General features: G+C 38.1%; 11 protein-coding genes. 2 read left to right on the plus strand and 9 right to left on the minus strand.

From position 1 onward, the window contains the following. Positions 1-52: 52 nt before the first annotated feature. The 8 genes from DLJ74_RS01385 to DLJ74_RS01420 form a co-directional block, all read right to left on the minus strand. A complete protein-coding gene (locus DLJ74_RS01385) occupies positions 53-2584 on the minus strand; it encodes a heavy metal translocating P-type ATPase (RefSeq protein WP_245902237.1) in 2532 nt (843 codons plus the stop codon). Then, entirely contained in the window at positions 2584-2916 is a 333-nt protein-coding gene (locus DLJ74_RS01390; RefSeq protein WP_054861039.1) for an ArsR/SmtB family transcription factor, read from the minus strand. The genes DLJ74_RS01385 and DLJ74_RS01390 overlap by 1 nt, the downstream gene beginning before the upstream one ends. A 405-nt stretch (positions 2917-3321) precedes the next feature. Beyond that, on the minus strand, positions 3322-4188 hold the full coding sequence (gene cyoE, locus DLJ74_RS01395; protein ID WP_245902238.1) for a heme o synthase: 867 nt from the start codon (positions 4186-4188) through the stop codon (positions 3322-3324). Between the two features lie 40 nt (positions 4189-4228). Further along, complete coding sequence (locus tag DLJ74_RS01400; RefSeq protein WP_109983085.1) at positions 4229-5074, minus strand: SAM hydrolase/SAM-dependent halogenase family protein; 846 nt, start codon at positions 5072-5074, stop codon at positions 4229-4231. 136 nt (positions 5075-5210) lie between these two features. After that, positions 5211-6059, minus strand: a complete 849-nt coding sequence (locus DLJ74_RS01405; protein WP_109983040.1) for a carbohydrate ABC transporter permease — start codon at positions 6057-6059, stop codon at positions 5211-5213. Beyond that, positions 6046-6993: a carbohydrate ABC transporter permease gene (locus DLJ74_RS01410; RefSeq protein WP_109983041.1), complete on the minus strand. Its 948-nt coding sequence runs from the start codon at positions 6991-6993 to the stop codon at positions 6046-6048. The genes DLJ74_RS01405 and DLJ74_RS01410 overlap by 14 nt, the downstream gene beginning before the upstream one ends. Before the next feature lie 61 nt (positions 6994-7054). Then, positions 7055-8374 carry an ABC transporter substrate-binding protein gene (locus DLJ74_RS01415; protein ID WP_109983042.1) on the minus strand — a complete coding sequence of 440 codons (1320 nt, stop codon included), beginning with the start codon at positions 8372-8374 and terminating at the stop codon, positions 7055-7057. Positions 8375-8401: 27 nt separating this feature from the next. After that, the gene (locus tag DLJ74_RS01420; protein ID WP_109983043.1) at positions 8402-9019 is read right to left on the minus strand and encodes a YesL family protein; all 618 of its coding nucleotides are present in this window, start codon (positions 9017-9019) and stop codon (positions 8402-8404) included. 223 nt (positions 9020-9242) lie between these two features. On the opposite strand from DLJ74_RS01420, the gene DLJ74_RS01425 reads away from it, so the two are divergent. After that, complete coding sequence (locus DLJ74_RS01425) at positions 9243-9986, plus strand: response regulator transcription factor (RefSeq protein ID WP_054861043.1); 744 nt, start codon at positions 9243-9245, stop codon at positions 9984-9986. After that, entirely contained in the window at positions 9983-11734 is a 1752-nt protein-coding gene (locus DLJ74_RS01430; protein WP_109983044.1) for a sensor histidine kinase, read from the plus strand. The genes DLJ74_RS01425 and DLJ74_RS01430 overlap by 4 nt, the downstream gene beginning before the upstream one ends. Before the next feature lie 53 nt (positions 11735-11787). Here DLJ74_RS01430 and DLJ74_RS01435 read toward each other — a convergent pair whose 3' ends face one another. Continuing rightward, the gene (locus DLJ74_RS01435) at positions 11788-12543 is read right to left on the minus strand and encodes an NAD-dependent epimerase/dehydratase family protein (protein ID WP_109983045.1); all 756 of its coding nucleotides are present in this window, start codon (positions 12541-12543) and stop codon (positions 11788-11790) included. Between the last annotated feature and the right edge of the window lie 200 nt (positions 12544-12743).

The raw sequence follows: 12743 nt of genomic DNA on the forward strand, positions 1-12743 counted from the left end.
ACTAAGTTAGATGAAAAAGAAGGCTTTCCCTATAATGGGGAGCCTTCTTCTATTATTCTTCCACTCTTAATAGTCGTAAAGCATTCAAGATGACAAGGACCGCTGCGCCTGTATCACTTAGTACTGCCATCCACAGTGTAAGCCATCCTGGAAAGATAAAAACTAATGCGATGAATTTTACTATTAAGGAAAACCAAATATTTTGTTTAATAATGGCTAAAGCTTTTCTACTTAGTTTAATCGTGTGTGGTAATTTTTCTAAATTATCCGCCATTAACACGATATCTGCTGTTTCCATAGCGGTATCTGTTCCTGCACCACCCATAGCAATTCCTAAATCGGATGTGGCTAATGCAGGGGCATCATTAATACCATCGCCTACCATTGCTACCTTGTAGCCTTCTTCTTGCAATTGTTTGATAGCATCCACCTTATCCTCTGGCATTAATTCCGCAAAATAACGACTTACATTGGCTTCTTTCGAGATCCTTTTTGCTGTACCTTCATTATCTCCTGTCAGCATAACGACATGGTTTATGCCTACATTTTTTAAACCATTCAAGGCATTAATCGTTGCTTTTCGAATAGTATCAGCAACAGAGATTACCCCTACTATTTCTGTTTCTGTGCCGATAATGACAACCGTTTTCCCTTGAATCTGTATCTCTTCCAATTCATTTTTGACCGAATCCAGAGATATATTCCGCTCTTCAAATAGCTTCGTATTTCCAGCGTAATACACTTTGCCATCTATTGTTGCTTGAACACCTTTTCCTACAATATTTTTAAATTGTTCTCCTTTTTTAGTTTGAATTCCGTTCTCTTTAGCATAATGCACAATCGCTCTTCCAATTGGATGTGTAGAGTAATCTTCTAAGGTATAGGCAATAGATAATAGTTCTTCTCTTGTAGCCGTGTAAGCCGATATCCCTCCAACTTGTGGTTTACCTTCCGTTAATGTCCCAGTTTTGTCAAAGGCAATTGCTTTTAAAGCCCCTGCTTTTTCTAAAAACGTTCCTCCCTTAATTAATACACCGTGCTTCGCCGCATTACCGATAGCCGAAACGATCGCGACCGGTGTAGAGATAACTAACGCACATGGACATGCCACCACTAATAAAGCAAGACCTTTATACACCCACTCACTCCAGCTACCCATGCCAGCTAATGGTGGTAGAACAATAACAGCTAGTGCAACAGCAAATACGACCGGAGTGTAGATGCTTGCAAATTTATCGATAAATGCCTGGGTAGGTGCTCGTTGTTCCTGTGCTTCTTCTACTAAATGAATAATTTTAGATATCGTCGTATCCTCTATCAGCTTCGTCACTTTTACTTCAATGGAACCACTCTCATTAATCGTACCAGCATAAACCGTATCACCAACTGTTTTATCAATAGGGATAGACTCCCCTGTAATAGGTGCTTGGTTGACGCTTGTTTCACCTTGGCGCATTTCCCCATCTAATGGAATTCTATCACCAGGCTTGACGACGATAATCTCCCCAATAGACACTTGATCGACAGGTTTTTTAACAAGCTCTGATCCAACCTTAATCCAAGCTTCTGATGGAGAAAGATCCATCAAGCCTCGAATTGATTTTCTCGTGCGTTCCATAGATAGATTCTGTAAGGCAGTCCCTAATGCGAATAACCAGACAACGGTGGCCCCTTCAAACCATTCCCCAATCATTGCTGCTCCTATCACAGCAGTGGACATCAATACATTCATATCTAGTGAACGACTTTTCACAGCAAAATAAGCACTTTTTACAGGTTTATATCCACTGATTACGATTGCCAAAGCATAAAAAATCGTTGTTAGAAATGGAGGTAATACAGTATGAGTGCCAATAAATCCCATTACAATGAATATACCAGAAATGGTAATAGAGCCAAATTCCCCTTTTGATTTCATTGCTTGTTTGGAATCGGTATTGTTTTCTAGTAATGATGCATGGTAACCAATCTTTGAAATCTCTGAAACGATATCCGCTACACTGTTTTCATGCTCGACTTTCATTTTTCCTGTAGAAAAACTGACACTTGCACTATTCACTGCAGGAATGTTATTTAAGTGATTTTCTATACTTTGAGCACAGCTTCCACAATCCATGCCTTCCACAAGATATGTTCTTAATTTTTCGTTTTGATGTAATGGCTCAACCGTAAAACCTAGCTTTTGGACGGTTTCTTCTACTTGATTAAAAGAACCAAGCACTTGTAATTTTGCTGTACTGTAATTTACCTTTGCCTCTTGGACTTCTTTTAGGCCACTCAGTCCTTTTTCTATCGTTAACGCACAAGACGGGCAGTCCATGCCGTAAATACGAAATTCCTTCCTTTCAGCATGGACGTTTGTTATCATGCTTGGAGCTTCTTCAATTTCACTGCTGCAACATGCAGTCGTTTCTCGATCTTTTGTGTGACCACAACATTCATCTTCTTCATCTATAGCTTTCTCTTCACTACTACAACATGAATCTATTTCACTCACTTGTGTCGTCATTTCTTCAAACTGTGTATGACAACAAGGCTTTGCTAAATTCTTTGTTTGTGAACTGCTACAACATTTTTCGGCCATTAGCAATGGCCTCCTTTTATATGATTTTCACAAGAAGCAACTTCATTTTGAACATCCAACAAGACTTCATCAAACATCGACAGCAAGTCACGGACCTGCTGGTTACGCAAGCTGTAATAGATATATTTTCCTTGCTGTCTTCCAACAATTATGCCGCAACCTTTTAAACATGCAAGGTGTTGTGAAATATTCGATTGACTTGTGGCAATATCATCTACAATTTGTGATACCGTTTTTTCTTTATTTTTTATGCAATCAAGTATTTGAATTCGTGTTTTATGAGAAAATCCATGTAAAAATTTCACTTTCGTATCCACATCAATCGTTCTCATATGCTCCCTCCTTATATATTAGTTTTGACTAATATGTGATATCATATTAGCATTTTCTAATATGTGTGTCAAAAAATAGATCACTAAAATAAATTAAGAGATAATCAAATAGCTGACTCTGTTATTGTTTAAATGCTGAAAATCGGGTATATGATTAAGAATAGAGCATCAAACCGTCTGGTGCGGGAACAACAACGGTAAGTGCACAGCCTAAGGGAGCGACTAGAAAATACCATCCTAAATGCTACTCAGGCAAGAGTGGTTGCTTGAATGAAATGACAGTATAGCTACAATTAGTGTCGCGAAAGAGATCGAATACCCCCAGAATTAGACGAATAATCTAATCTGGGGGTCATTTAGTGACAAAATATATCGAAGAGCCGAATGTATATGGATGGCTTCTTATCAGACAAAAATTAAATAAATAATAAAAACACTAAGTAAATAAATTAGTGAGCTGACGAACAACACTCTAGCCCATTTTTTCTTATCACTTGCCTTAAATCCTATTAATGCCACAATAAACCAGCCGATATTCAAAACAGAAATAACAAGATAAAAGAACATGCTAAAGGAATCTAGCATAAATGGTAAGATCACTAATAACCCGATATAAATAGCCGTTCGGCGAATCGTGGTCTGATAGCCCTTTATGACAGGAAGCATCTGCAATCCTGACCGTGCATAATCTTCCGACTTTCTAATGGCAATCGCATAAGTATGTGGCATTTGCCAGAGGAACATAATCAAAAACAACGAAAAAGGGATCACATGCAGTGTACTTGTTTCAACCACTGCCCATCCCATCACTGGTGTTACCGCACCAGAAAAGCTTCCAACATGCGTATTCCATGTAAAACGCCTTTTGGTCCAAACGGTATAAACGACCACATACGTATACCAACCAATAAAGCCTAACAACCCTACCTCTATATTAATCGTGAAAAGTAATATTTCCCCAATAATACTAAGAACAATCCCTATTGTTAGAATCGATCGTAGTGACATCGATCCTGTTACAGTCGGTCGGTCCTTTGTCCTTTCCATTAATCGATCGACATCTGCTTCAAGCCAATTATTTAATGCTAGCGAACCGGCTACTAACAAATTACTGCCAACCGTTAATAAGACAAAATCCCCGATATACTCCATAAAAGAGAGCTCATAATATTTTAATGCAATAAAGAAACCAAACAATGCTGGCATCACATTTGCAATCAATACAAAACGCTTAAAAAGATGCTTTAAATCTAACAAGTAACGCAAAATCATTTTCTCTACCCCTTGATATTTACCAAACCATTAATTTTTCTTATTCCACTTTTCGAATCATAATTTGCCAGCTTGTGCCTGTCCCAATATTATAAGCTTTCGCAAAGGATCCTTGGTTAATTGCAATTGCCATATTATCTAACGAATTCACATATAACAGCGGTTCTCCTACATGAATAGCAGCAAATGACCTTTCAAAAGCGATAATATTACTATATACCTTACGACTCTCGTGGAGAATCTTCACTTCTATTTTATCACCATATTGAATATCTAGGCTCAAAAAAAGCTCACGGCTTATATTTGTCCAGAGATTACCAAATCGTACGTCTAGAATATCGATCGTACCATGAATCGATTGCTCGACAACCTTTGGTGAAAAATAAGGTAAGTGAACGATATTGTCTACAGCGAGTTCCTGTCCTACCTCGGTGAACGTGATGACTCCAGCAGCAAGCCTTGCCCCTGTATAGGCATAAATATCCCTTCCATGAAAGGTATGTGATGCACCAGACGTTGGTAGGCGATTGACCTTTTCATCAATTTCACGAATCGCCTCGATCCCGATATTTTCAGCGATATGTGTCAATGTTCCGTTATCAGGTGTCACAATATATTGGTTAGCCTTTGTTTTAACGACAACGCTTTTACGGTCAGATCCGACCCCAGGGTCCACTACGGATACGAATACCGTCCCAGCTGGCCAATAGTTCACCGTTTGCCAAAGGCGATAGGATCCAGCCCAAATATCAAATGGTGGAATATCATGGGTATTGTCAAAAATCGGAATTACTTTACTGACATTGTGTGCAACACCCTTCATTGCACTCACTGCCCCATCCTCTAATCCGAAGTCAGATTGTAACACTAATGCATTCATCATGATGATTACCCCCTCCATTATTTTAAACTAATTATACTATTTTCATGAAGGGAATACTATTCATACAATTATTCAAACAAAACAAACCCCCAGTCACCTCAAAAAGCTTTTTTGAAGTCACTAGGGGTTAGCAAAAGGGTTATCCTTTGACACCACCTGCTGTAATTCCTTCTACTAGATATTTTTGAAAGAATAAAAACACTAATAATTGCGGAATAATCGATGCGACAGACATGGCAAACATTGGTCCCCAAGCAGATACAGAGGAAGGATCGGAAAACATCTGTAAGCCTAACGCAACCGTATAAAGCTTCGTATCATTCAAATAAACTAAGGGTGTCATAAAGTCATCCCAAGTCCAATAGAAGGAGAAGATTGCTACAGTCGCTAATGCTGGGATGGTTAAAGGTAAGACGACACGCCAAAAGATCCCGAATGTGCTACACCCATCCATATATGCCGCTTCGTCCAATTCCCGAGGAATACCACGGATAAACTGAATCATTAAAAAGATAAAAAATGGTACCCCTCCAATAAACGCCGGGACAATTAACGGTAAGTAAGTATTTACCCAACCAATATTATGGAATAAAATATATTGTGGGATTAGCGTTATTTGTTGAGGTAGCATTAAGGTAATAATCATACAAACAAATAATGGTGTTCTAAAACGGAAGTTCACCCTAGCAAATCCAAAAGCAACAAGAGTGGACGAAAATAAGGTTCCAATCACCACTAATGTAGTGACAAATGTCGAGTTAACGAAAAAGGTAGCAAAGCTTAAATCACCGAAGCCTTCCCAGCCCTTTAAATAATTATCCCACCTGATTTCTGAAGGGATTAACGATGCTGCATTCCGGAAAATTTCACTCTCAGGCTTTAAGGAGCTTGCAATGGTCCACAAAATGGGATATATCATCAATAGACCTAATCCCCAGATCGATCCATGATAAATGACTGTTTTCCGTTTACTACTATTCACCTTCATTACCTCCTTCCGATTCATAATATACCCAGCTTTTCGCTGTCCGGAAGATAAATGCCGTAAAAATGGCACAAATCAGCAATAATATCCACGCTAATGCCGATGCATATCCCATATCGAAATGAGCGAAGGCTTTTTCATACAAATAAACTGCATAAAATAATGTTCGATCCATTGGCCCACCCTGAGTGATCAAGAAGCTTTGGGTAAATGCCATGAACCCTTGAATTGTCTGCATCACTAAATTAAAGAAGATAACAGGTGATAGCATAGGAATCGTTATTTTGAGAAATTGGCGAAACGGACTAGCGCCATCAACCGCTGCTGCTTCATACAATTCTCTTGGTATTGCCTTCAAACCTGCAAGAAAAATAAGCATGGGGGAGCCGAATTGCCACACTACTAAAAGGATTAAGGTGGAAAGGGCAAAATCAGGGCTCGTTACCCAGCTAATCGACGGAATCCCGAACAATGATAAAATATCATTAATCGCACCATCACGACCAAATAGCTGTTTCCACACTACTGCTATTGCTACACTTCCACCGAGGATGGACGGCACATAGTATAAGGTTCGATATAACCCTACACCACGACGCTTCGTATGGAACAACATGGCAACAAATAAGGCAAAGGCTAATTTAAGTGGTACACTACCAAAGACAAAAATAAACGTTACCTTTATCGCTTGCCAAAATCGACTGTCATTTGTGAACATGTTTAGGTAATTATCCAATCCAATCCACGTTGGGGAGGATAATAAATCATAATCCGTAAACGAAAAGTACAAGGATGCAAGCATAGGTCCTACAATAAAGCCTAAAAAACCTATTAACCATGGTGCAATAAAGGTGAAACCAACCAAATCAACCTTCCATTGCTTATGTAGCTTGCGACTATTCTGATGATATTTAACGACATCTGCTTGCTCTTTCATTTAGACACCTCCAACCATTAAGGTAGAAGCCACCTCCTCATAAGATGACTTCATATGTTGATTATTTATTTTTGGCTAATATTTCTGATGCTTTTGTTCGAAAGTTCTCTGCTGCCTCTTCAGGCGTGATTTCACCGTAATGAATCGGATCCTGTACTTCATTTTCAAATAATGATTCAATCTCTGTTGAACCTTGTGGATCTGGTGGATCAATTTCACGACTATATTCCTGTGCTAATTCTACATACTCAAACATTTTCCTTCCTGCATCTGTTGCATTTTCCTTTAAGTGCTTACGTACTTCTCCGGCAATAGGTACTCCCCGCTCTGCATTTAAAATTTCATTTGCTTCGATACTATTCGTAAAAAAGCTAATAAATTTTGCTGCTTCCTCCTTATGTTCTGAGCTCTCCGATACCGATAAAAATTGGCCTGGCTTAATATAATGACCAAGTTCACCACCCTCTAAAGTAGGTTGGAGCATTAAATCCAATGGTCTCCCAGCCGCAGATTCGATGGCGATAATTTGATTGCTGTGCATATCCATCACGATCGCTGTTTCTTCATTCACTATCGGGAATTGCTCGACATTCGTACCCGCTGTCTCAAATACATCTGGTGGGGCTGCACCTCCAGATTCCAGCATATCTACAGTAATCTGTAGGTAATCCACTAATAATTGATCATCCTCATACCCAAGCTCTGTCCCGTCCTCACTATATAACCACTTGCCATGCTGTCTCAAATAATGTTTAAATCCCATGACTCCTGCATTAGGATGAACCCCATACACACCATCACCTAATTTATCAGAGAGCTGTTTTGCCTTTTCCTTTAACTCCTCCCACGTATAACCAGGCTCTAATGGAGCTACCCCTGCTTTTTCAAACATGGCATTATCCACTACTATGGCATGTGCATTTGCGCCAATATTTACGGCATACAGCTTGTCATCGATAATTCCACCATCAATATAGGTATCCTCAACATCACTTAAATCAAGCGCATTACTATCGACGAAAGGGTTTAAATCGGCTAACAAGTCCTTCGCCACATATTCTGCTAAATATTTATAATCCATTTGAACAATATCAGGTAAGTTGCCACCTGCAGCTTGTGTAGCCATCTTCTCCCAATATCCATCCCAGCCAGTAAATTCCGCAGAAATCGTTACATTGGGATTTTCCTTCATATATAAATCAATCACTTCTAATGTGCGGTCATGCCTGTCCTGTGAGCCCCACCACAGCATCCGCAATTCTACTTTCTCGCTATCTCCACCTGCTTCCTCCGAGCCGTTTGATGCTTCATCATTCGAGCAGGCAACTAATAAACTAATGAATGCTAAAGCTAGAAATAAAAAATACCTCTTTTTGATCATGTGCATTCTCCCCTTTTCATAAAATAATTATGCTTGTTTCAAGCCATGAATATGATCAATGGCATGATTTCCGATGATCATTACGATAAAAAATGTCAAGCTTACCCCAATAGAGAATAACAGCTGTGGAAATGCTAAGGATACATAGATCACACCGATAAGTGCTATGGCAAAGCCAATCGTTTTGATAGGATTTAACATACCTACTATAAAAGCATATTTCATATATCCGAACAGACTTAGTTGATAACGCAAATAAGTTGGAATAATGTACAAAAGGGTAATCATGAACCACACCGACATAATGTACATACCAACACTAATGATATAACCGAAAAGACTATCTTGATTCATAAAAAACTGCATATCAAAATAAATAACAAAACCGATTAATCCGAGTACAATGGCGAGTTGATTAACCTTAACGAAATGGGAGCGATAGCTTCTCCAAAATAGCCTCCATATCGATGGTACATGTTTTTCTGTTAATAGATGCTGCTGCACTTTACAAACCGCCAAAGTCGCGGGGACGATTCCGAATACAATCAATCCAAAAATCGTAAAAAGGAACCATAACAGATTCAAATAAACTAATTGTAAAAGATAAATGCAGAAGACCCTTATGATGTCTGTTAACTTTTCCATACGCCTTGGCACCCCTCCCTTCTATGGTTGTTATTTTTTCTGTTATCTTTTAAAATGAATGAATAAATTAATCATTACATTAAGTATATAGTGACCATTTGTTTAAAAAAGGGGTTACAATTAATATTTTCACTAAAAAGTTAAGCGTTTACATAATTAAGTATCCTTCCTTATGATTTCGTAAAATAAGATACTTTTCGGTCCATGAAAGGAGAAAAAAGAAGTGTACAACATATTACTTGTAGATGATGAGAAAGAAATCCGTTATGGTCTGAAGAACTATTTCCCTTGGAATCACCTCGGCTTTGAAATGGTCCATGATTGTGAGAACGGTGAAAAAGCACTCGAATATCTATCGCAAAATCCGATTGATGTTGTTCTTACTGATATTAGAATGCCTGTTATAGACGGGCTTGAACTTGCGAAACAGATCTATCAGCAACACCAACCAGTTTATACTGTTATTTTGAGTGGGTATCGTGATTTTCAATATGCGAAGGAAGCGTTAAAATTTGGCGTGGTAGACTATATCGTTAAACCAGGTAAATATGAGGAGATTCACGAGGTATTTTCCACCCTAAAGAAGAAACTAGATTCGACGTTAACAGTTCAATCTATGAAAGGAAATTATACCGATAATATCATTCATACGATAAAGAAATATGTGGAGGAGCATTATGCTAGCATCTCACTCGACGATCTAGCTAGTCTATGCAAAATGTCTCCAAATTATTTGAGTACCTTCTTTAAGGAAAAGACAGGGACTAATTTTTCCACCTATTTAACCGAAATTAGAATGAAAAAAGCATCACAAATGTTAAATGATTATGACTATAAAACGTATGAAATCAGCCAGCTTGTCGGATATAGCAATCCCAAAAACTTCACGAGAACGTTTAAGAAATTTTATGGAATAACTCCGAGAGAATACCGCCAATCAAGCGATCATCACGCTAGCTTACAATGAAAAAAATATTAATCAAAAATATCGTTCTTTTTTTGTTTCCTGTGTTAATACCGGTATTCTTACTCGGATCATTTGCTATTTTTATTACCGACAAATATATGAAAGAATCGATTACAACCAATAACCTGAACCTACTTCAGCAGCTAGACCAACAGACAAGCCTTGTTCTAAACGACATGCACCTATTACACTTGGACTATAATTGGAATCCTGAGATCATTTTATCCCTTCAAAATATACTAGACTCAGAATATTTATCCCTTCAACAGAAGCGGAATCTCGAATATGGTGAAGGGACATTACGACGAAAGGAAATCGCCACACCTTATATTCATTCCATCTATATTTATTATAAGAATGAAAAGAATCGTGTGCTCACCTCTACCAATGGGGTTATCTCTATCAGCTCCATGCATGACACGGACTGGTTGAAGGAGTTTGATCCTTCCTCTAATCAGGAGGAGCTATGGATGAAGACCCGAAGCATTTCAGAGTTTTCATTTGAAACACCTGAGCCTGTTATTTCGATTTATAAAAATATCTTTAAAACAAATGCGAAGCAAGCGGAAGGCATTATTGTATTAAATATTTACCAAAGCTATTTCGAAGATTTAATGAATGAACTAAATCATTATGAGGATCAGAATATTTTCGTCTTAGATAAACATCAGCAGAAACTATATGAGAATAAGACGAGTAATCGAATCGATCCATCTGAATTAGATTTAGAGAATCAGGATGAACACTATTCCATCACGCTAGATGGACGCAGATATATTGTCCATCAATTATTCTCTGAAGAATACGAGCTTCGCTATATTTCTGTCATCGAAGACCGTATTATCTACTATATCCCGAATCAATTAACATGGTTTACGATACTATTAGTTCTATTGTCCTTGATCTTAGGAGCTACAACCATTTATTATTTATCCCAAAAAAACGCCAAGCATGTTCAAAAAATCATCTCTATCTTAAATACGACGAGTCAAAATGGAAATTGGACGAAGAAGCTATCGTTTAAGGATAACGAATATCAGCTTATTGTCGAAAGAATTTTAAAAAATTATGTGAACCAAAGCAATTTAGAAAAGGAATTGAAGGAGAAGAAGTATCAGCTCCAAGCTGCTGAATTGTTAGCCCTTCAAAATCAAATTAATCCTCATTTTTTATCGAATACACTTACGATCATCTATTGGAGAGCGATGGCATTAACAGGACAACCGAACAAAGTAACCAAAATGGTAGAAACCCTAACAGATATACTCCATTTCTCGATACGAATGAAGCAACATACCGTCACCTTAAAGGAGGAAATACATCACACGCAAAATTATATTGAAATTATCAAAATACGTTCGGATCATCCTTTTTCAATTATTTGGGATATCGAAGAAAAGCTGTTGGATAAACAGGTGCTAAAATTTATGCTGCAACCGATAATAGAAAATAGCTTGTCTCATGGAATCGATCATCAAGCCAATCAAAAACTAATAATTAAAATAAAAATCCAAGCTATCAACAATCATGTCCATGTTACCGTTTTGGATAATGGAAAAGGGATACAAAGGGAAAATCTGCATCAATTAAGACGTGCTATCAACACTGAGGCATTGTCATCCAAGCACATCGGCTTAGCAAATATTAATAAGCGCCTCGATCTCATCTTCAATAGTCGCTATACATTACGTATTCTCAGTAAGGAAGGATGGGGAACCTCGATTACGATTGTTCATCCATTGAAATAAGGTGAAAAGCACAGCCTTTTATAAAAAATGCAGGCTGTGCTCTCCTATCACGACTAGAGTCCACTACTCTTTAGTTCACTCGTATTTTGCTTTGGTCGGTACCCCAATTCCTTTATTGCATTGGTGAGATCCCATGGTTTATCGGGATTATCAGAAACCCCATAGTAGGTACCAAACCTTCTATCTGATTCGATTGCTGCAGTAAAAAGATTAATTAAATCTACTTTTGACAATAACGTCCTTTTTAACCGTTCATTTCCTTCTACTGCCTTCAGCTCCTCCTCCTTCGGTACAGATCCAATTCGTATATTAATAACAGAAAGCTCTGTGTTTAAGGAAAAGATAAAGCCAGCCTGCTCAGAGGCAAGCTTCAGTACCCCGTATAAGCCCTTTGCATATGGATAATCCTCTGTTGTAATTTCTCTTCCCAATTTAGATAATCCATTCTCTTCCATATAATCTGTGACATGATTACTACTAGCAAAAATCACTTTCGGTATTTTCTTTGTGTTAGCAACATGCATCGTATAATAGGTCGCTTTAAAAAACACGTCGGTCATTTGATCAAAAGTGTCCACTTCCTCAATTGCCTGACTTGTCTCCATCCGTAATAAATTAATGATCACATCAGTATCTTCAGGAATTTTTTCCAAAAGCTCTTGATATTTGGTAGCATCCACATATTGGTGGGATGCATCAGCTTGGCCAATCGCTCTGTCAAGGTTCAGGATATTGTAGCTGCTTTTCAAGCCATGAAATAATGCTTCGCCAACTACACCCGCCCCACCTAAAATTACCAATTTTTTCACAATATCGATTCCCTTCCAATAGGTAGTAATGGTAGCGAGGAAACTGCAACAAATGGCTGACAGATTTAACTAGTTAAGCTTCCTCTTCACTGTGCCTCGCTACATTGGACAGTTTCGAACTTTTTCTTGCTTCAAAATCTCCATATATTAGACATTTTGTGCTTCCGATCGCTTCAAAATGGTCAATAAATTCAGATATT

The organism is Gracilibacillus dipsosauri (genome assembly GCF_003176895.1).
Classification (GTDB): Bacteria; Bacillota; Bacilli; order Bacillales; family Amphibacillaceae; genus Gracilibacillus; species Gracilibacillus dipsosauri.